At 72.0% G+C, this 18708-nt stretch carries 18 protein-coding genes; 12 read left to right on the forward strand and 6 right to left on the reverse strand.

Annotated elements, in window-relative coordinates; genetic code table 11:
• Positions 1-39 precede the first annotated feature (39 nt).
• The 4 genes from ACZ43H_RS20425 to ACZ43H_RS20440 all read left to right on the forward strand — a co-directional run bounded on the left by ACZ43H_RS20425 (position 40) and on the right by ACZ43H_RS20440 (position 4265).
• Positions 40-1497: a flavin-containing monooxygenase gene (locus ACZ43H_RS20425; protein WP_464585986.1), complete on the forward strand. Its 1458-nt coding sequence runs from the start codon at positions 40-42 to the stop codon at positions 1495-1497.
• 67 nt (positions 1498-1564) lie between these two features.
• The gene (locus ACZ43H_RS20430) at positions 1565-1759 is read left to right on the forward strand and encodes a CsbD family protein (protein WP_464585988.1); all 195 of its coding nucleotides are present in this window, start codon (positions 1565-1567) and stop codon (positions 1757-1759) included.
• A gap of 221 nt (positions 1760-1980) precedes the next feature.
• Positions 1981-3522 (forward strand): DEAD/DEAH box helicase, encoded by a 1542-nt coding sequence (locus ACZ43H_RS20435; protein WP_464585990.1) that lies wholly within the window; start codon positions 1981-1983, stop codon positions 3520-3522.
• Between the two features lie 56 nt (positions 3523-3578).
• Complete coding sequence (locus ACZ43H_RS20440) at positions 3579-4265, forward strand: CPBP family glutamic-type intramembrane protease (protein WP_464585991.1); 687 nt, start codon at positions 3579-3581, stop codon at positions 4263-4265.
• 70 nt (positions 4266-4335) lie between these two features.
• Here the strand turns inward: ACZ43H_RS20440 and ACZ43H_RS20445 are convergent, their stop codons facing one another.
• On the reverse strand, positions 4336-5250 hold the full coding sequence (locus tag ACZ43H_RS20445; protein ID WP_464585993.1) for an NAD(P)H-binding protein: 915 nt from the start codon (positions 5248-5250) through the stop codon (positions 4336-4338).
• Positions 5251-5272: 22 nt separating this feature from the next.
• Positions 5273-6040, reverse strand: coding sequence for a MerR family transcriptional regulator (locus tag ACZ43H_RS20450; RefSeq protein WP_464585995.1), 768 nt, complete (start codon positions 6038-6040; stop codon positions 5273-5275).
• Positions 6041-6139: 99 nt separating this feature from the next.
• Between ACZ43H_RS20450 and ACZ43H_RS20455 the strand changes: the two genes are divergently transcribed.
• Together ACZ43H_RS20455 and ACZ43H_RS20460 are read left to right on the forward strand one after the other, a co-directional pair.
• Positions 6140-7351, forward strand: a complete 1212-nt coding sequence (locus tag ACZ43H_RS20455; RefSeq protein ID WP_464585997.1) for an acetyl-CoA C-acetyltransferase — start codon at positions 6140-6142, stop codon at positions 7349-7351.
• Positions 7352-7447: 96 nt separating this feature from the next.
• On the forward strand, positions 7448-9664 hold the full coding sequence (locus ACZ43H_RS20460; protein WP_464585999.1) for a 3-hydroxyacyl-CoA dehydrogenase NAD-binding domain-containing protein: 2217 nt from the start codon (positions 7448-7450) through the stop codon (positions 9662-9664).
• A 61-nt stretch (positions 9665-9725) separates the two neighbouring features.
• Here the strand turns inward: ACZ43H_RS20460 and ACZ43H_RS20465 are convergent, their stop codons facing one another.
• The 3 genes from ACZ43H_RS20465 to ACZ43H_RS20475 form a co-directional block, all read right to left on the reverse strand.
• The gene (locus tag ACZ43H_RS20465) at positions 9726-10553 is read right to left on the reverse strand and encodes a hypothetical protein (RefSeq protein ID WP_464586000.1); all 828 of its coding nucleotides are present in this window, start codon (positions 10551-10553) and stop codon (positions 9726-9728) included.
• Positions 10546-11094 carry a SigE family RNA polymerase sigma factor gene (locus tag ACZ43H_RS20470; protein ID WP_464586002.1) on the reverse strand — a complete coding sequence of 183 codons (549 nt, stop codon included), beginning with the start codon at positions 11092-11094 and terminating at the stop codon, positions 10546-10548. Before ACZ43H_RS20470 ends, ACZ43H_RS20465 begins: the two co-directional genes overlap by 8 nt.
• 84 nt (positions 11095-11178) lie before the next feature.
• Complete coding sequence (locus ACZ43H_RS20475) at positions 11179-11772, reverse strand: hypothetical protein (protein ID WP_464586004.1); 594 nt, start codon at positions 11770-11772, stop codon at positions 11179-11181.
• 171 nt (positions 11773-11943) lie between these two features.
• Here ACZ43H_RS20475 and ACZ43H_RS20480 point away from each other — a divergent pair, with 171 nt between their 5' ends.
• From ACZ43H_RS20480 to ACZ43H_RS20500, 5 genes are all read left to right on the forward strand, one after another.
• Positions 11944-13215 carry an acyl-CoA dehydrogenase family protein gene (locus ACZ43H_RS20480; RefSeq protein ID WP_464586006.1) on the forward strand — a complete coding sequence of 424 codons (1272 nt, stop codon included), beginning with the start codon at positions 11944-11946 and terminating at the stop codon, positions 13213-13215.
• The gene (locus ACZ43H_RS20485; RefSeq protein WP_464586008.1) at positions 13212-13988 is read left to right on the forward strand and encodes an SDR family NAD(P)-dependent oxidoreductase; all 777 of its coding nucleotides are present in this window, start codon (positions 13212-13214) and stop codon (positions 13986-13988) included. The genes ACZ43H_RS20480 and ACZ43H_RS20485 overlap by 4 nt, the downstream gene beginning before the upstream one ends.
• Positions 13988-15091, forward strand: a complete 1104-nt coding sequence (locus tag ACZ43H_RS20490; RefSeq protein WP_464586009.1) for a phosphotransferase family protein — start codon at positions 13988-13990, stop codon at positions 15089-15091. Before ACZ43H_RS20485 ends, ACZ43H_RS20490 begins: the two co-directional genes overlap by 1 nt.
• Positions 15091-15804, forward strand: coding sequence for a histidine phosphatase family protein (locus tag ACZ43H_RS20495; RefSeq protein WP_464586011.1), 714 nt, complete (start codon positions 15091-15093; stop codon positions 15802-15804). The genes ACZ43H_RS20490 and ACZ43H_RS20495 overlap by 1 nt, the downstream gene beginning before the upstream one ends.
• 200 nt (positions 15805-16004) lie before the next feature.
• On the forward strand, positions 16005-16574 hold the full coding sequence (locus tag ACZ43H_RS20500) for a TetR family transcriptional regulator (protein WP_464586013.1): 570 nt from the start codon (positions 16005-16007) through the stop codon (positions 16572-16574).
• Here ACZ43H_RS20500 and ACZ43H_RS20505 read toward each other — a convergent pair.
• Positions 16558-17331, reverse strand: a complete 774-nt coding sequence (locus tag ACZ43H_RS20505) for an SDR family oxidoreductase (protein ID WP_464586015.1) — start codon at positions 17329-17331, stop codon at positions 16558-16560. The two genes, ACZ43H_RS20500 and ACZ43H_RS20505, sit on opposite strands and share 17 nt — an antisense overlap.
• 28 nt (positions 17332-17359) lie before the next feature.
• Here ACZ43H_RS20505 and ACZ43H_RS20510 point away from each other — a divergent pair, with 28 nt between their 5' ends.
• Complete coding sequence (locus tag ACZ43H_RS20510) at positions 17360-18703, forward strand: flavin-containing monooxygenase (protein WP_464586017.1); 1344 nt, start codon at positions 17360-17362, stop codon at positions 18701-18703.
• The last annotated feature ends 5 nt before the right edge of the window (positions 18704-18708 follow it).

An 18708-nucleotide genomic window follows, 5' to 3' on the forward strand; every position in this document is an offset into this window, starting at 1 on the left:
GCCGTGCCGGGCTGGTGACGCCCCAGTAGGTTGCGTGCCATGAGCACGCAGGAGAGCGGGACCCCGGAGCACGTGGACGTGCTGGTCGTCGGCGCCGGCCTGTCCGGCATCGGCGCGGCCTGCCGGCTGCGCACCGAGCACCCGGGCCGCAGCGTCGCGATCCTCGAGGGCCGCGGCGCCAGCGGCGGCACCTGGGACCTCTTCCGCTATCCCGGCATCCGCTCCGACTCCGACATGTTCACCTTCGGCTACCGCTGGCGCCCCTGGCCCGGCGACCGCGCGCTGGCCGACGGGGCCTCGATCCTGGAGTACGTCCGCACGGTGGCCGAGGAGTACGCCGTCGACGAGCTGGTCCGGTACCACCACACCGTGCGGCGGGCCTCCTGGGACTCCGCGACCGCCCGGTGGACCGTCGACGTCGACACCGAGGAGGGTCCGACCACCCTGACCACGGGTTTCCTGTACGCCTGCGCGGGCTACTACGACTACGAGGGCGGCTACTCCCCGGAGTTCCCCGGTGCGGAGTGGTTCACCGGCGAGATCGTGCACCCGCAGGCCTGGCCCGAGGACCTCGACCACACCGGCAAGAGGGTCGTCGTGATCGGCAGCGGTGCCACCGCGGTCACGCTGGTGCCGGCGATGGCCGCGGAGGCCGAGCACGTCACCATGCTGCAGCGCTCCCCGTCGTACATCCTCTCCCGGCCGGCCCGGGACCCGCTCGCCCGCAGGCTGGAGAAGCTGCCCACCCGGTTGACCTTCCCGGTCGTGCGCTGGAAGGCGATCCTGCTGGCGGTGCTGAGCTTCACCGTCGCCCAGCGCCGGCCCGACCTCGCCAGGAGGCTGGTGCGCAAGGCGACCGCCGAGCAGCTCCCGCCCGGTGTCGACGTCGACGTGCACTTCAACCCGGCGTACAACCCCTGGGACCAGCGGCTCTGCTTCGTGCCCGACGGCGACCTCTTCAAGGCGTTGCGCAACGGCACCGCCTCGGTGGTGACCGACCACATCGAGACGTTCACCGAGAAGGGCATCCGGCTGCGGTCCGGCGAGGAGCTCGAGGCCGACATCGTCGTCACCGCCACCGGGCTGAACCTGCGGCCGATGGGCGGGATCGACCTCGAGGTCGACGGCCGCAAGGTCGACGTCGCCGAGACCATGACCTACCGCACGCTGATGCTCAGTGACGTGCCGAACTTCGCCTTCACGATCGGCTACACCAACAACTCGTGGACGCTGAAGGCCGACCTCGTCGCCGACTACGTGTGCCGCCTGCTGGCCCACCTCGACCGCACGGGCCGCCGCACCGTCGTGGCGCCCCGGGACCCGGAGGTCGGCGAGGAGCGGCTGCTGACGTTCAGCTCCGGCTACGTGCTGCGCGCGCTGGACCGGCTCCCCAAGCAGGGCGACCGCGAGCCGTGGAAGCTCCGCCAGAACTACCTGTACGACGTCCGGTCGCTGCGCCACGCGGCCCTCGACGACGGCGTCCTCAGGTTTGAGTGAGCCACCGCTGGGCACGGACCGGGTGCCACGCGCGGCATCGGCCGCGCGACTCGTGACGGAGGAACACATGAGCTTCAGCGACAAGGTGGGCAACAAGACCGAGGACCTCGGCGGCAAGGCCAAGGAGGCCACCGGCAAGGCCACGAACGACGAGAGCCTCGAGGCCGAGGGCAAGGCCGACCAGACCAGCGCGTCGGTCAAGCAGGCGGGCGAGCACGTCAAGGACGCCGCGAAGGACGTCAAGGACGGCCTGACCAAGTAGCACCCACCTGCGCGGCGACGCGCCGCGAATAGGTGGCCACGGGCTGCTGACCTAGACTGGGGTCAGCAGCCCGTTCCGTCTTGCCTCGGGCTTCCGCGCCGGCCGACCCGCTCCACTCGTGGACGCAGGCGCCGCGCCCCTCCTCGTGAGGCCTGCTACTTCGCTCCCGTCGCCGACGAGAGCAGCTTGGCGAGACACGCCAACAGTGAGTGAACCCCCTCTTGTCTTCTCAGCAGTCCACCCTGTCCTTCTCCGAGCTGGGCGTTCCCAGCAACCTCGTCGCGGTCCTCACCGAGCGCGGCATCACCACCCCGACCCCCATCCAGTCGGCCACGCTCCCGGACTCCCTCGCGGGCCGCGACGTGCTGGGCCGCGGCCGCACGGGCTCGGGCAAGACCTACGCGTTCCTGCTGCCGATGGTGGCCCGCCTGGTCGCCTCCGGCCGCCCGGCCCGCGCCAAGGCCCCGCGCGCCCTGATCCTGGCGCCGACCCGTGAGCTGGTCGGCCAGATCCAGGAGTCGCTGGAGCCCCTGGCCGCGGCCGCCGGCCTGACCACCCGCACCGTCTTCGGCGGCGTCGGCCAGAACCCGCAGGTCCAGGGCCTGCGCCGCGGCGTCGACATCGTCATCGCCTGCCCCGGCCGCCTCGAGGACCTGATCGGCCAGGGTCACTGCACCCTCGGCTCGGTCGAGATCACCGTGCTCGACGAGGCCGACCACATGGCCGACCTCGGCTTCCTGCCGGCCGTGCGCCGGTTGCTTGACCAGACCCCCCAGCAGGGCCAGCGGCTGCTGTTCTCGGCCACGCTGGACAAGGCGATCGACGTGCTGGTGAAGCGGTTCCTGACCTCGCCGGTCACCCACGAGGCCGACTCGGCACAGTCGCCGGTCGCCGCGATGGACCACCACGTCCTCCACCTCGCCCGCGAGCACCGGGTGCCGGTCCTGGTCGACCTGACCAGCGCCCCGGGCCGGACCGTGGTCTTCACGCGCACCAAGCACGGCGCCAAGGCGCTGACCCGCCAGCTGAACAAGAGCGGTGTGCCGACCGTCGAGCTGCACGGCAACCTGAGCCAGAACGCCCGCACCCGCAACATGGACGCGTTCCACTCCGGCAAGGCCACCACGCTGGTCGCGACCGACATCGCGGCCCGCGGCATCCACGTCGACGACGTGGCGCTGGTCGTCCACGCCGACCCGCCGGTCGAGCACAAGGCCTACCTGCACCGCTCGGGGCGTACGGCGCGGGCCGGCGCCGCGGGCACCGTCATCACGCTGATGACCGACGACCAGGTGCGCGACGTCCGCGACCTCACCCGCGCGGCCGGCATCAAGCCCACCACCACCAGGATCAACGGCGCCACCCACCCGGTGCTCGCCGAGCTGGCCCCCGGTGAGCGCGTGACCGTGCCCGGCGGCCTCGTCGTCGAGGTGGCGGCCCCGTCGCAGGGCGGCGGCCGGTCCAACGGCAGTGGCAACGGCGGTGGCACCGGGAGCGGCGCCCGCTCCGGCGGTGGCCGCAACCGCTCGCGCCGGAGCCGCGGTGGCCAGGGCTCGCGCGGCGCCGGGTCGTCCCCGCAGTCGTCCGGCACGGGCCAGCGGTCCGGCCAGGGCGCCAAGCAGGGCCCGAAGCAGGGTGCCAAGCAGGGCTCCGGTGGCGGCGCCGCCGGCGGCTCGGGCGGCTCGCGCCGCCGGTCGGGAGGCCCGTCCTCGGGCGGCCAGTCCCGCCACAGCGCGGCCTCCTTCAGCACCGGGCGACGCTGACCGACCGGTCCGCCGTCTCACCCGCCCCCGTACAGTCGCGGCGGAAGGGGTGAGCCGTGCGGACCTGGTTGCAGCGAGCGCTGTGGGACGTCGTCCCGCGTGACCACTGGGAGACGCCGCAGGCCCTGCGGCGTCGCCAGGTGGTGACCATCGCCTTCGTGGTCCTCGGGGGCCTGGTGCTGGGGTTCTCGCTGCGCATCGAGCCCGGGAGCCCGTGGTTCTACCCCGCGACGCTGGTGCTGGCCGGGGTGTGGACGGTGGGGGCGTTCGCCTCGGGGCCGCTCCACCTGGGCCGGATCTCGCACTCGACCGGGCTCCGACGACCCGTGATCACCCCGGTCCTGCTGGGGCTGGTGCTGGTCGGCGTCTTCCTCGTGGGCGGCCTGCTCGTCCGGCAGGTGTCCTTCCTCGACGAACAGGTGCGCTCGGTCCTCGACCACGCCAACGAGGGCGCCTGGCCGCTGCTGGTGCTGATCACCGCGGTGAACGGGATCGCGGAGGAGCTCTTCTTCCGGGGCGCGGCCTACGCGGCGACGCCCCGCTACCCGGTGCCGGTCACCACGGCGGCGTACACCCTGGCCACGCTCGCGACCGGCAACGTGATGCTGGCCTTCGCGGCGGTGCTGCTCGGGGTCCTGGTCGGGCTGCAGCGCCGCGCGAGCGGCGGCATCCTCGGGCCGATCCTGACCCACGTCACCTGGTCGGTGTCGATGCTGTTCCTGCTCCCCTGGCTCTTCGGCTGACGCCGGCAAGCCCACGACGTCATGCGAATCGTGGGCTAGAGGCCACGATGCGCATGACGTCCCGGTGGCGTCACTCCCCGTTGCGGCCGCGCTCCTCGATCGCGCGGCGCACCGCCTCGGCGTACGGGATCGGCTCGCCGGGCACCACGTCGCGGATCGAGTGGTCGGTGACGACCACCTCGGTGCCCATCGAGTCGATGAGGTTGCGCGCCGTGGTCACGTCGACGTCGGTGACGAACGAGAGCCAGTACGACGACAGCTTGGGCGTCAACACCGGCACCCGGACGATCGGGACCCGGTGCCCGGCCGAGATCTCCGCGGCGACCTGCAGCATCTCGAGGTAGGTCATCTCCTCCGGCCCGCCGATCTCGAACACCCGGCCGTAGGCCTCGGGGCGGCCGATGACGCCGGCGAGGTAGCGGATCACGTCGTCGAGGGCGACCGGCTGGGTGCGGGTGGAGACCCACTTCGGCACGACCATCGCCGGGAGGTTCTTCACCAGCTGGCGGGTCAGCTCCCACGAGATCCCGCCGGCGCCGACCACGATGGCGGCCCGCAGCACCGTCACCGGCACGCCCGCCTCGCCGAGCAGCTTCTCCACCTCGCGACGCGAGCGCAGGTGGGCCGAGAGGTCGCCGTCCTCGGCGCCCAGGCCGCCCATGTAGACGATCTGCTGCACGCCGGCCGCCGCGGCGGCCCGGCCGAACGTGCGGGCGGCCTCGGCGTCCTTGCGCTCGAAGTCGGGGTGGTCCAGGGAGTGCACGAGGTAGACGGCGACGTCGGCGCCCTCGAGCGCGTCGCTGAGCGAGGCGCGGTCCTCCACGTCCGCGCCGACGGCCTGCCCCGGACCGTCGTACTCCTGGGGCCGTCGGGTCATCGCCCGCACGTCCAGCCCGCGCCCGACCAGCTCCGGCACCAGCCGCCTGCCGATGAAGCCGGTCGCTCCGGTGACCAGGACGGTCGGGTGCTCCAGGGGTGCGTTCATGACCCCACCCTAGGAACAGGTCCTAGGAACGGTCCCGTGACGCGGCAGGGGCACGGCGCGCCCGCTGGGCGATGCCCTCGCGCTTGGTCTCGTCCATGGCGCTCTCGTAGGCCTGGACCAGGCTGGCGATCGACAGCGGCTTGAGCCGCTCGACCACCTCGCGGACCCGCTCCGGCGAGGTGCCGGACTCCTTGTAGACCGGCCACGCCTTGGTGCGGAAGACCTCGTAGAGCTCCTCCGCGATCTGCCGGCCGTGCTTGGCGTACACGTCGGCGGCCGCGAGCGCCGCCTCGGTCGGGAAGCCCAGGTCCAGCAGGCCCAGCCCCACCGAGAGCTGCGAGACCGCCACCTGGTGCTTGCCTCGCTTGCCGGGGAACACGACGCCCAGCGCTGCGAGCGTGGTCAGGTCCTCGTCGGTCAGTGAGCGCCCGGCCCGCTTGTCCAGGTCGGCCCTGGTCATCTCGATGGGGGACTCGTGCTGCCACGGGGCCAGCATCGTGCGTTGCAGCGCGATGTCCTCGGGCGTGGCGTCGCGGGGGATGTTGGCGACGTACTTCTCGATGGCCGAGAGCGTGAACCCGTGGCTCTGCAGCTCCTGGACCAGCTCGAGCCGGGCGACGTGGTCGGCGTTGTAGTAGCCGGAGCGGCCGCGCCGGATCGGCGGCGGCACCAGCCCCTTGGTCGTGTAGAAGCGCACGTTGCGCACGCTCATGCCGACCCGGCTGGTCAGCTCGTCGAGGGTCAGCAGCTCGCGTGCGGTGTCCCGTGCGGAGTCGAGGGTGTCGGTCATGCTGCTCCTTCGTCGGTGAGCCGGGCCACATTCCGGGCCGCCTTGACCATGACAGCAATAGTGTCACAATCGAGGTCTCATCGAATGACAAGGACGGTCATGGCAGAAGCATTCGTGTACGACCACGTTCGTACGCCGCGCGGCAAGGGCAAGAAGGTCGGCTCGCTGCACGAGGTCAAGCCGGTCGACCTCGTGGTCGGGCTCCTCGACGAGGTCAAGGTGCGCAACCCCGGGCTCGACCCCGAGCGGATCGACGACGTCGTGCTCGGCGTGGTCTCCCCGGTGGGCGACCAGGGCGGCGACATCGCCAAGACCGCGGCGCTGAAGGCGGGCTACCCCGAGACCGTGGCCGGTGTGCAGCTGAACCGTTTCTGCGCCTCCGGGCTCGAGGCCGTCAACCAGGCCGCCTCCCGGGTCCGCGGCGGCTTCGAGGACCTCATCCTCGCCGGCGGTGTCGAGTCGATGAGCCGGGTGCCGATGGGCTCCGACGGCGGCGCCTGGGCGATGGACCCCGACACCGCGCTGAAGACCGGCTTCGTGCCGCAGGGCATCGGCGCCGACCTGATCGCCACGCTCGGTGGCTGGAGCCGCGGTGACGTCGACGCGTACGCCGCCGAGTCCCACCACCGGGCCGCGAAGGCCTGGGCCAACGGCTACTTCGCCAACTCGATCGTGCCGGTCAAGGACCTCAACGGCCTCACCGTGCTCGACCACGACGAGCTGGTCCGCCCCGACACCAGCCCCGAGGGCCTGGCGGCTCTCAAGCCGTCGTTCGCCGACATCGGCGCCCAGGCGGGCTTCGACGACGTGGCGCTGGAGAAGTACCACTGGGTGGAGCGGATCGACCACGTCCACCACGCCGGCAACTCCTCGGGCATCGTCGACGGCGCCGCGATCATGGCGATCGGCACCGAGCAGGTCGGCACGGACCTCGGTCTGACCCCGCGCGCGCGGATCCTCGCGACCGCCGTCTCCGGCGCCGACCCGACGATCATGCTCACCGGCCCGGCCCCGGCCGCCCGCAAGGCGCTCGCCCGGGCGGGGCTCGAGGTCGAGGACATCGACCTGTTCGAGATCAACGAGGCCTTCGCCGCGGTGGCGATGCGGTTCATGCAGGACATGGGCATCAGCCACGAGATCACCAACGTCAACGGCGGCGCGATCGCGATGGGCCACCCGCTCGGCGCGACCGGCGCGATGATCCTCGGCACCCTGGTCGACGAGCTCCAGCGGCGCGACCTGCGCCGCGGCCTCGCCACGCTCTGCGTCGGCGGCGGCATGGGCATCGCCACGATCGTCGAGCTGGTCTGACGGCGGAGCCGTCAGCCCAGCCCATCGGTGGTCGAGGCTCGGCCGCGGGCGGCCTCGCACCTCAACCACCGGGACACTTCCACAGACAGGAACCCCATGAGCACTACCCAGCAGCAGAGCGCGGTGCGCTACGACAAGGACGCCGACGGCATCGTCACGCTCACCCTCGACGACCCCACCGCCAGCGCCAACACCATGAACGAGCTCTACATCTCGTCGATGAAGGCCGCCGTCGACCGGCTGCACGATGAGCTGGCCGCCGACGAGAAGAGCGTCACCGGCGTCGTGATCGCCAGCGCGAAGAAGACCTTCTTCGCCGGCGGCAACCTCAAGAGCATGGTCCGGGCGACCCCGGACGACGCGGCCGACGTGTTCGCGGCCGGGGAGAGCGTCAAGGCCGCGCTGCGCCGCCTCGAGCTGTTCCCCCGACCGGTCGTCGCGGCGGTCAACGGCGCCGCGCTCGGCGGCGGGCTGGAGATCTGCCTGGCCGCCAACCACCGCATCGTCGTCGACGATGACAAGGCTTTGCTCGGCCTGCCGGAGGCCACGCTCGGCCTGCTGCCGGGCGGTGGCGGGGTGACCCGCACGGTCCGGATGCTCGGCATCCAGTCCGCGCTCATGGACGTGCTGCTGCAGGGCACCCGCTTCAAGCCCGCGCAGGCGAAGGAGAAGGGCCTCGTCGACGAGCTGGTCGCCACCCGCGAGGAGCTGGTGCCCGCCGCGAAGGCGTGGATCAGGGCCAACCCCGACGCTGCGCTGAACCCCTGGGACCAGCCGGGCTACAAGATGCCGGGCGGCACGCCCAGCAACCCCAAGCTGGCCGCCTTCCTGCCGGCGTTCCCGGCGCTGCTGCGCCAGCAGACCAAGGGCGCCGTCTACCCCGCCCAGCGGGCGATCCTGTCCGCGGCCGTCGAGGGCGCCCAGGTCGACTTCGACACCGCCTCGCGGATCGAGTCGCGCTACCTGACCAACCTGGTCGTCAACCAGGGCTCGAAGAACATGATCCAGGCGTTCTTCTTCGACCTGCAGGCGATCAACTCCGGCTCGCTGCGACCGGACGGGATCCCGCCGTACAAGGCCGTCAAGGTCGGGGTGCTCGGCGCCGGGATGATGGGTGCCGGCATCGCCTACTCCTGCGCCCGGGCGGGCATGGAGGTCGTCCTCAAGGACGTCGAGGTCGCCAACGCCGAGAAGGGCAAGGCGTACAGCGAGAAGCTGCTGGACAAGGCGATCGCCCGAGGTCGCTCGACCGAGGAGAAGAAGGCCGAGCTGCTGGCACGCATCACCCCGACCGCCGACCCGGCCGACCTCGCCGGCTGCGACCTGGTGATCGAGGCGGTCTTCGAGGACCCGACGCTCAAGGCCAAGGTGTTCGCCGAGATCGCCGGGCACGTGAACCCCGACGCGCTGCTGTGCTCCAACACCTCGACGCTGCCGATCACCGAGCTGGCCACCGGTGTCGACCGCCCGGCTGACTTCATCGGCCTGCACTTCTTCAGCCCGGTCGACAAGATGCCGCTGGTCGAGATCATCCGCGGCGAGGAGACCTCCGACGAGGCGCTGGCCAAGGCGTACGACGTCGTCCAGCAGATCCGCAAGACCCCGATCGTGGTCAACGACAGCCGCGGCTTCTACACCTCGCGGGTGATCGGCACGATGGTCAACGAGGGCCTCGCCATGCTCGCCGAGGGCGTGCACCCGGTGTCGCTGGAGCGGGCGACGACCCAGGACGGCTACCCGGTGGGCGTGCTGCAGCTCAGCGACGAGCTGAACATGGAGCTGTTCAAGAAGATCAGCACCGCGACCCGCAACGCCGTCGAGGCCGCGGGCGGCACCTACGCCGAGCACCCGGCGGAGAAGGTGATCGACACGATGATCGACCTCGGCCGGCCCTCGCGGCTCAAGGGCGCGGGCTTCTACGAGTACGACGAGTCCGGCAAGCGGCTCGGGCTCTGGAAGGGGCTGGCCGACACGTTCCCGGTCGACCCCGAGGCGGTGCCGTTCCGCGACGTCAAGGATCGGATGCTGTTCGCCGAGGCGCTCGAGACCGCGAAGTGCTTCGAGGAGGGCGTCCTGGAGTCCGCCGCGGCGGCGAACATCGGCTCGATCATGGGCATCGGCTTCCCGCCGAACACCGGTGGCGCGGCGCAGTTCATGACCGGCTACCAGGACCCCGAGGACAGCACCGCCCCGATCGGGCTCGCGGCGTTCGTGGCCCGGGCCGACGAGCTGGCGGAGAGGTACGGCGACCGGTTCCGGCCGACGGCGTACCTGCGGTCCATGGCCGAGAAGGGCGAGTCCTTCCCCGCCTGACCCGGGCGCAGCAGCAGCGAGCGACGGCCCGCCGAGCACGCTCGGCGGGCCGTCGCGCCGCTCACCGGGGAGCGACGAACTCCGTGGAGGCCAGGACGTCCTCCTGCTCGCGGCGGATCCGGGGCGGCAGGTTCGTCGAGTGGGCAGCGAGCACCACGACCGGGTGGCCGTCGACGTCGACGACCCACACGTCGGAAGGACCGTCGTAGGGCTGGATGCCGATGCCCTGACGCCCCGAGAGGTACAGGTCCGCGTCGGTGCAGCCGTCCAGGCCCGCCGTGGGGCGGATCTCGAAGTGGGTCGCCCGGTGCCCGAACGCCCGGACCGGCTCCGGGTCCCGGGTGACCCGGTGCCCGGGCAGGCCGGCCACGGCTCGCGTGACGGCGCCGACCGTCGAGGGCACCTGGTGGGGCTGTCCGCACGGCTCGGACGCCACGCCGACCAGGTCGAGGTACACGACACCGGCGTACCAGGTCATGTGGCCCACGGCCTCGTCGTTGCTGCGGCCACGAGCGTGGCCGTCGAAGCGGTTCGGCCCCTCCCACGCGTTCCAGCCGTCCGGCAGGGTGAACCGGACGTCCGGGACCCCCGAGGCGTCCGAGATGTCCAGCTCGTAGGTGCCGCGGTCGAGGTCCTGCATCACGCTGCCGGGGTAGGACCGCACCTCGCCGGAGTTGTCCGGGCGCTGGATGGGTGCGACGTCCCTGGGCGAGTCCTGGCGCACCGCGACGATGCCGACGACCGCGAGCGCGCAGGCGGCCAGCGCGGCCACCGTTGCCCGACGTCGGCGCCGAAGCGCATGGCCGTGCCGATCGAGGTCGGCGAAGTCCGGGAGGCTCACGAGCTCCTCGGCGCGGGAGGCGAACTCCCTCAGCTGCAGCTCATTCATCGCCCATCCTCCTCTGAGAGCGGTCCACCGACAGCAGCGTGGCCAGCGCCTCCCGTCCGCGCATCAGCCGTGTCTTGACCGTCCCCTCGGCCACCCCGAGCAGCTCGGCCACGTCACTCACCGACTGGTCGGCGAGGTAGTGCAGGGCAAGCACCTCGCGCTGGCCCTCGGGCAGCCTGCGCAGCGCCTCGATGACCGCGACGTGCTCCTCGAGACCCGGTGGGTCCGCAGGAGGCACCTCGAGGCGCGGGCGGACCCGGCCGAAGTTGCGCAGCTTGCGCCACCGGTTGCGGTGCAGGTTGATCGCCGTACGCCGCAGCCAGGCCTCGGGGTTGTCGACCCGGCCGAACCGCGCGCCGGCGGCCGATGCCCGGACGAACGCCTCCTGGACGAGGTCCTCGGCCTCGGGGAGGTTGCCGACCACGCCGTAGAGCTGGACCACCAGCCGCCGGTAGGACAGCGTGAAGACCTCGGCGAGACCTGGCCGCAGCGAGCCGGCCGACACCTCGCGGCCCTGGGCCAGCGTTTCCTTCTCTGCCATCGCGGACCTCCTCGGTCGCCTGTCACTGCAGACGACCCGCGAAGGCCCCCGCGGGTTCCACGGGAGCCTTCGGGTCCGAACGGGTCAGCGGTGGGACTGGAACCAGGGGTGGTGCAGGTCGTAGAAGGTCGCGCCCTGCATGGCGTACTCGAGCTCGGCCATCACCTCCGGGGGCGGCGGGACCTGCTCGCCGGCGCGGGCGCTGGCCTCGTCGGTGAACGCGATCGTCTCGGTGAAGGTGCCGTCCGGCTCGACCGCGAGCGTGCCGCCGATGATCTCCGGGCGCATCTCGTGCAGCTGCGTCGTGTCGGCCATCATCGCCTTCAGCCGGTCCGGGTCGGAGACCTTGCCGCGGATCACCTGCACGAACCCCGCGGTGTCCGATCCGCCGTCCATCATCAGCGTCACGTCGTCGCAGTCGTGGAACTCGACCGGGCCGTCCATCAGCCGGGTCATCCGCTCCGACCAGGCGGTCTGCTCGGGCCGTTCGGAGTTGCGCATCGCGGCCTCACGGGACTCGAAGCGCACGACGCCGATGAACATGTCGTCGTCGGTGAAGCCGTAGGTGCCGCCGAGCCAGCCGTCGGCGGTCGGGCCGAGCTCGTCGGCCCACTGCTGCGCCATCGCCCGCAGCTCGTCGGGCTTCGTGCACCTGCCCTGGATGATCTGGATGAACACGGCGGGACCTCCTCTCGGCGGGCCGCCCCCGGGTTGAGACGACCCGAGTCCGCCTTCGACGCTAGGTCGGCCCTGCACCCGCGTCCATGACGCGTTCAGGGGAAATGCGCGGCTCCGCCGGTGGCCGGACGGGCCGCGGAGCGCCGTACGAGCCCGGCTAGGGTGCCCGGCATGGACTTCGCTCCGTCCGCACGGGCCGCCGACCTGACCGCCCGCGTGACCGCGTTCATCGCCGAGGAGATCGCTCCGGTCGAGCCCGGCTACCACCGCGACCTCGCCGAGCAGCGCCGCTCCGGGGACCCCTGGCAGCCGCTGCCCGTGCTCGAGGAGCTCAAGGCGAAGGCCCGCGCGCAGGGGCTGTGGAACCTCTTCCTGCCGAAGGAGCACGCCGGCGAGTACGCCGCCCGGTTCGGCACCGACGGCGGCGAGGGGCTGACCAACGTCGACTACGCCCCGGTGGCCGAGGCGATGGGGCGCTCGGCGATCGCACCCCTGGTGTTCAACTGCAACGCTCCGGACACCGGCAACATGGAAGTGCTGCTGCGGTACGGGTCGGACGACCAGAAGCGGGAGTGGCTCGAGCCGCTGCTTGACGGCCGGATCCGCTCCGCGTTCACGATGACCGAGCCCGACGTGGCCTCCTCCGACGCCACCAACATGGAGGCGACCGCCGTCGTCGACGGCGACGAGGTGGTCGTCAACGGCCGCAAGTGGTGGTCGACCGGCATCGGACACCCGGACTGCAAGGTCCTGGTGTTCATGGGGCTGACCGATCGCCCGGAGAACCAGCAGGGTGCGGACCGCCACCACCGGCACTCGATGGTGCTGGTCCCGCGCGACGCCCCGGGCGTCGAGGTGGTGCGGATGCTCGACACGATGGGGATCGAGGACGAACCCCTGGGCCACGGCGAGGTGAGCTTCACCGACGTACGCCTCCCGCTGGCCAACGTGATCAGCGGTCCGGGAGAGGCGTTCGCGATCGCCCAGGGCCGCCTCGGTCCAGGACGGGTCCACCACTGCATGCGGCTGATCGGCCTCGCCGAGATGGCGCTGGAGCTGGCCTGCCGGCGGTCGCTGGAGCGAACCGCCTTCGGCAAGCCGCTGGCCAACCTGGGCGGCAACCGCGAGCGGATCGCGGAGGCCCGGATCGCCATCAGCTCCGCGCGCCTGCTGGTCCTCGACGCCGCGTGGAAGCTCGACGTGGGCGGGCCGCTGAACGCGCTCTCCGAGGTCGCGCAGATCAAGGTGGCGGTGCCCACCATGGCGCAGCGCGTCATCGACATGGCGATGCAGCTGCACGGCGGCGGCGGCCTGTCCTCGGACTTCCCGCTCGCCGGCGCCTGGACCGCCGCTCGCGCCCTGCGGCTGGCCGACGGGCCGGACGAGGTGCACCGCGGTGTCATCGCCCGGCTCGAGCTCGGCAAGTACGGCGCCGCCCGATGAGGCCCGGGGGCAACAGGGTCCTGGTCACCGGTGCCGCGTCCGGCCTCGGCGCCGCGCTCGCGAACGCCTTCGAGGCGCGTGGCGACGAGGTGCTGCGCACCGACATGGTCCCGGCGGGCTCGACCCCCGAGATGGACCTGCGGCTCGACATCACCTCCGAGGAGGACTGGGCCGCCGCGCTCGCGCACGTCGAGGACACCTGGGGCGGCCTGGATGTCCTCGTGAACAACGCGGGCGTCGCCGGGGGTGGGCGCCTCGACGTGGCCACCATCGCCGAGTGGGAGTGGATCACCGACATCAACCTGTTCGGCGCGGTCCGCGGGCTGCGCACCTTCGTGCCGCTGCTCAAGCGCCAGCGCTCGGGCACGATCGTCAACGTGGCCTCGCTGGCCGGTCTCGTCCACCCCGCGGGGATGGCGTCGTACAACGCCGTGAAGGCCGCCGTCGTCGCGCTCACCGAGACCGCCGGCCACGAGCTCGCGGCGTACGGCGTGACCGCCCACGTCGTCTGCCCGTCGTACTTCCGCACCAACCTGATGTCCTCCCTGCGCGGTGAGGACGCCGCGCTCGGCGCGGTGATGTCGAGGCTGGTGGAGCGGTCCCCGCTCACCGCCGACGACATCGCGGCGGCGGTGCTCGAGGGGCTGGACCGCGGCGACGAGGTGATCGTGCCCGACCAGCCGGCCCGTGACGCCTGGGCGCTCAAGCAGGGCAACCGGCCGGCGTACGACACCGTCATGCGCGCGCAGGCGGCCAAGCTGGAGGAGAGCTGATGGACGGCAACCCGGCCCAGCCGGTCAGGGACGAGGACGCCTTCGACGTCGAGGCGGTGGTCGGCTGGCTCGAGGAGCATGCGGCCGCCTGGGCGCGGGAGGGGGTGGCCGGCCTGCCCGCGGTGCGGCAGTTCCCCGGGGGCGCCTCCAACCTCACCTACCAGCTGTCCTGGCCGGGCCTCGACCTGATCCTGCGCCGGCCGCCGGCCGGGGTGAAGGCGGCCAGCGCCCACGACATGGGCCGGGAGTTCCGCATCCAGTCCGCCCTGGCGCCGGTCTTCCCCTACGTGCCACGCATGGTCGGCCACTGCACCGACGAGTCGGTGATCGGCTCGGAGTTCTACGTGATGGAGAAGCTCGAGGGCACGATCCTGCGCCGGGACCTGCCCCGACCGCTGACCGAGGACGAGGCGTCCGCGCTGTGCGAGCGCGCGCTCGACGTGCTCGTCGACCTGCACTCCGTCGACGTGGCGGCGCACCCGGAGCTGGCTCGGCTGGGTCGCGGCGAGGGGTACGTCGGCCGCCAGGTCTCCGGCTGGATCGACCGCTTCGGCAAGGCCCGCACCGACGACACCGGGGACTGGTCCGACATCGTCGCGTGGATCGAGCAGCACCAGCCCGCCGACGTGGCGCAGTGCCTGATCCACAACGACTTCCGCTTCGACAACATGGTGCTCGACGAGGGGCTGCACGTCGTGGGGGTGCTCGACTGGGAGATGGCGACCGTCGGTGACCCGTTGATGGACCTCGGCGGGATGCTCGCCTACTGGGTCGAGGCCGGCGACGACGAGTTCTTCCAGATGTTCCGTCGCCAGCCCACCACCGAGCCGGGCATGTGGACCCGGGCCCGCGTCGTCGAGCACTACTGCGACCGGATCGGCCAGGAGAGGATCGGCGAGATGACGCCCGAGCGGTGGCGCTTCTACGAGGTCTTCGGGCTGTTCCGGCTGGCGGTGATCGCCCAGCAGATCTGGTACCGCTACTTCCACCGGCAGACGACCAACGAGGCGTACGCCGTGTTCGGCCCGGCCGTGGGCTACCTCGAGAAGCGGTGCCGCCGGCTGGTCTCGACGGGCCCGACCGACGACGAGGACGGCTCCTGATGGGGGTCGTGCTGCTGGTCCGGCACGGCCAGGCCTCGTTCGGCGCCGACGACTACGACGTCCTCTCCGAGACCGGCTGGGAGCAGAGCCGGCTCCTGGGCGCCTGGCTGGCCGAGCGCAAGGTCGTGCCGGACGTGGTCTGGCGCGGGGACATGCGCCGGCACCGGGAGACGGCCGAGGGCATGCTCGCCGGTGCCGGGTGGGGCGCGCCGATCGAGGTCGACCCCGGCTGGAACGAGTTCGACCACCTCGGCGTCGTCGAGGCGCTGCTGGCCTCGCGGAGCGACGTACCTCCCGGAGCCGCGGGCATGCAGGGGGTCGACCGGCGCGAGTTCCAGCGTCTGTTCGAGGAGGCGACCGCCCGGTGGACCGCCGGTGAGCACGACGCCGACTACCCGGAGTCGTGGGCGAGCTTCGTCGCCCGGGTGCGCGGTGCGCTGGAGCGTGCCTGCGCGGCGGTCGGCCCCGGCGGGACCGCGGTCGCGGTGAGCTCGGGAGGACCGATCGCCGCCGCCTGCGCCGCGCTCGTCGACCCGACCGCCCAGGACCCGGCCGCCCAGGACCCAGCCACGCTGGCCCGGCTGTGGGGCCGGTTCAACACGGTCACCGTGAACGCCTCGGTGACCCGCGTGGTCGTGGGATCCACCGGCCCACGGCTGCTCACGTTCAACGAGCACCCGCACCTCGAGGGCGAGCACCTGACCTACCGCTGAGGCCTCCCGAGCCAGGCTGCGTCGTGTCGCGCCCCTCAGCCTCCCAGACCCCTGTCTCCGGGTTGATCGAACGTTCGATCAACCCGGAGACAGGGGTGTCCGACAGACCACGCGCCTGGCGCGCTGGTGACGGGGGGCTGGTGACGGGGGCCTGTGGACGAGGACGGAGACGAGACCCGACTTTGTGGTGGAGTGAGCGGGTGCCTCGACGACTGGACTACGGAGACCGCGCCGACCTCGTGGTCGAGGCGGTCTGTCGCGTCGTCGTCCGCCAGGGGCTGGACGGTCTGTCGCTGCGAGCGGTCGCTGCGGAGATCGAGCTCAGCCCCTCGACACTGCTGCACCAGTTCTCCGACCGCGCGCGGTTGTTCACGGTGTCGGCGGCACGGGTGGGCGAGAGCCGCTGCCGGTCCGTCGCCTACCGGGTGCGCCGTGACGGGGTGAGGGCGTTCGTGCCGGTCACCGAGGAGGAGCGCACGCTCGCGCGCACCTGGTACGCCTTCGTCGAGCTGGGCCGCAGCCACGACACCGTGGGCGAGGTCGTCGCCTCGATCCGGGGCGAGGAGCGGGACCTGCTCGGGTGGCTGTCGCGACCAGCGGCCGGTGAGGTCGACCTCGACGCCCTGCACGCGGCCCTGGACGGGGTCGTCTCGGCGATGTTCAACCGGACGGACCCGGTCAGCTGGGAGCGGGCCACGGCCGTCGTGGACACGTGCGCGCGGGCGCTCGGACTTCCCGGGGTCGAGCGGGACGTCACATCAGCTTCTTGAACACCGGCAGCGGCGCGTGCTTCATCAGGACCGACAGGGGCGCCCAGGGCAGCGGCGGCACGCAGGCGTGCGGCTTCTCCTTCTCGATCGCGTCGACGATCGCCCGCACCCCCTTCTCGGTGCTGACCATCAGCGGGGTGCGCTGGGCGACGTGCTCGTTCATCTCCGAAGCGATGTAGCCGGGGTAGATCACGGTCACCTTGATCGGCTTGCCGTGGAGCTCGTTGCGCAGCCCCTCGGCCAGGTGGGCGACGCCGGCCTTGGTGGCGGCGTACGTCGTCATCGACTTCGGCAGCCCGCGCATGGCCGACATCGACGAGATCATCACGAAGTGACCCGCGTCCTGCTCGCGGAAGATCTCCATCGCCGCCTCGGACTGGGTCAGCGCCCCGACGAAGTTCGTCATCGCGGTCTCGCGGTTGGCGGCGTACCGGCCGGTGCCCAGCGGCGCGCCCTTCCCGAGGCCGGCGTTGACGACGACCCGGTCGATGGTGCGCCCGTCCCGGGCGGCGTCGTCACGGAAGCCGCGGAACACCTCGAACACCTGGTCGGCGTCGTTGACGTCGAGTGCGCGGACCGCCACGCGGCAGCCGGGGACGGCCGCGACGATCTCGTCGCGCAGCTCCTCGAGCCGGTCGAGACGGCGGGCGCACAGCGCCAGGTCGTGCCCGCCCGCGGCGAACTGGCGGGCCATCTCGGCGCCCAGCCCGGACGAGGCTCCGGTGATAAGGATGGTCTTCCTCGAGGCTCTGCTCATGGCCCAGAGTCTCGCGTACTGTCGCTGCATGGGCGCACGGGCGGACGACGTCGAGACGGGCGGGCGTGCCTGCATCATCGGTGCGGGCTCCTCGGGCATCACCGCGGCCCAGGTCCTCGCGGCGAAGGGCATCGACTTCGACTGCTTCGAGATGGGCTCGGGCGTCGGTGGCAACTGGCGCTACGGCAACGACAACGGGGTGAGCTCGGCCTACCGGTCGCTGCACATCAACACGTCGCGCTCGGCGATGGAGTTCGCCGCCCACCCGATGCCGGAGACGCTGCCCGACTACCCCAGCCACTGGCAGATCGCGGACTACTTCGACGAGTTCGTCGACCACTTCGGGCTGCGTCAGCGGATCACCTTCCGCACCGAGGTGGTCAAGGTGGCGCCGGCGCTTGGAGGCGGGTACGACGTCACCGTGCGCCCGCTGGACGACCTGCGCGAGGCGGAGACCCGGCACTACGCCCACGTGCTGGTCGCCAACGGCCATCACTGGGACCCCCGCTGGCCGGAGCCGTCGTTCCCCGGCAGCGAGGCGTTCCCGGGGACGCAGCTGCACGCGCACTACTACCGCACCCCGGACGTGTTCGAGGGCAGGCGGGTGGTGGTGCTCGGCATCGGCAACTCCGCCACCGACATCGCGGTCGAGTCCTCGCGGGTGGCCGACGAGACCTACCTGGCGATGCGGCGCGGCGCGCACGTGCTGCCGAAGTACCTCTTCGGCGTGCCGACCGACCACCTCACCAGCTCGCCCCTGGCGCGCGGGCCCTTCCCGCTGCAGAAGCTCGGCATGAAGGCGATGCTGCGGCTCGCGGTCGGCCGGATGACCGACTACGGCCTGCCCGAGCCCGACCACGACGTCCTCGAGGCGCACCCGACGATCAGCGACGACCTGCTGACCCGGCTCGGGCACGGCGACATCACGGTCAAGCCGAACATCGACCGCTTCGAGGGCGCGAAGGTCTTCTTCACCGACGGCAGCGCGGTCGAGGCCGACGTGGTCGTCTACTGCACCGGGTACCGCGTGAGCTTCCCGTTCCTCGACGATCGGGTGGTCCGCGCGGAGGGCAACCACGTCGACCTCTACCGCCGGGTGGTCGACCCCGCCCGCCCGGGGTTGTACTTCATCGGGCTCATCCAGCCGCTCGGCGCGGTGATGCCGCTCGCCGAGGAGCAGGCGCACTGGGTGGCCGAGCTGATCACCGGCGAGGTGACGCTGCCGGCGGCCTCCGAGATGCGCGCGCAGATCAGGGCGTACGACGCCGCGCTCCGCCGGCGGTACGTCGCCTCGAAGCGGCACACGATCCAGGTCGACGCGCACGCGTACCGCAGCGAGCTGCAGCGCGAGCGCCGGCAGCGCCGGGCCTGACACGG

It is taken from the genome of Nocardioides sp. DN36 (genome assembly GCF_055380375.1).

What these genes read in the sequence shown, in the direction of transcription:
- ACZ43H_RS20470 (WP_464586002.1), bottom strand. Translation starts at nt 11,094, where the DNA reads ATGGCAGAGAAGGAAACGCTGGCCCAGGGCCGCGAGGTGTCGGCCGGC.
- ACZ43H_RS20505 (WP_464586015.1), bottom strand. Translation starts at nt 17,331, where the DNA reads ATGAGCAGAGCCTCGAGGAAGACCATCCTTATCACCGGAGCCTCGTCC.
- ACZ43H_RS20510 (WP_464586017.1), top strand. Translation starts at nt 17,360, where the DNA reads ATGGGCGCACGGGCGGACGACGTCGAGACGGGCGGGCGTGCCTGCATC.
- ACZ43H_RS20465 (WP_464586000.1), bottom strand. Translation starts at nt 10,553, where the DNA reads ATGAATGAGCTGCAGCTGAGGGAGTTCGCCTCCCGCGCCGAGGAGCTC.
- ACZ43H_RS20445 (WP_464585993.1), bottom strand. Translation starts at nt 5,250, where the DNA reads ATGAACGCACCCCTGGAGCACCCGACCGTCCTGGTCACCGGAGCGACC.
- ACZ43H_RS20490 (WP_464586009.1), top strand. Translation starts at nt 13,988, where the DNA reads ATGGACGGCAACCCGGCCCAGCCGGTCAGGGACGAGGACGCCTTCGAC.
- ACZ43H_RS20485 (WP_464586008.1), top strand. Translation starts at nt 13,212, where the DNA reads ATGAGGCCCGGGGGCAACAGGGTCCTGGTCACCGGTGCCGCGTCCGGC.
- ACZ43H_RS20430 (WP_464585988.1), top strand. Translation starts at nt 1,565, where the DNA reads ATGAGCTTCAGCGACAAGGTGGGCAACAAGACCGAGGACCTCGGCGGC.
- ACZ43H_RS20460 (WP_464585999.1), top strand. Translation starts at nt 7,448, where the DNA reads ATGAGCACTACCCAGCAGCAGAGCGCGGTGCGCTACGACAAGGACGCC.
- ACZ43H_RS20480 (WP_464586006.1), top strand. Translation starts at nt 11,944, where the DNA reads ATGGACTTCGCTCCGTCCGCACGGGCCGCCGACCTGACCGCCCGCGTG.
- ACZ43H_RS20495 (WP_464586011.1), top strand. Translation starts at nt 15,091, where the DNA reads ATGGGGGTCGTGCTGCTGGTCCGGCACGGCCAGGCCTCGTTCGGCGCC.
- ACZ43H_RS20425 (WP_464585986.1), top strand. Translation starts at nt 40, where the DNA reads ATGAGCACGCAGGAGAGCGGGACCCCGGAGCACGTGGACGTGCTGGTC.
- ACZ43H_RS20450 (WP_464585995.1), bottom strand. Translation starts at nt 6,040, where the DNA reads ATGACCGACACCCTCGACTCCGCACGGGACACCGCACGCGAGCTGCTG.
- ACZ43H_RS20455 (WP_464585997.1), top strand. Translation starts at nt 6,140, where the DNA reads ATGGCAGAAGCATTCGTGTACGACCACGTTCGTACGCCGCGCGGCAAG.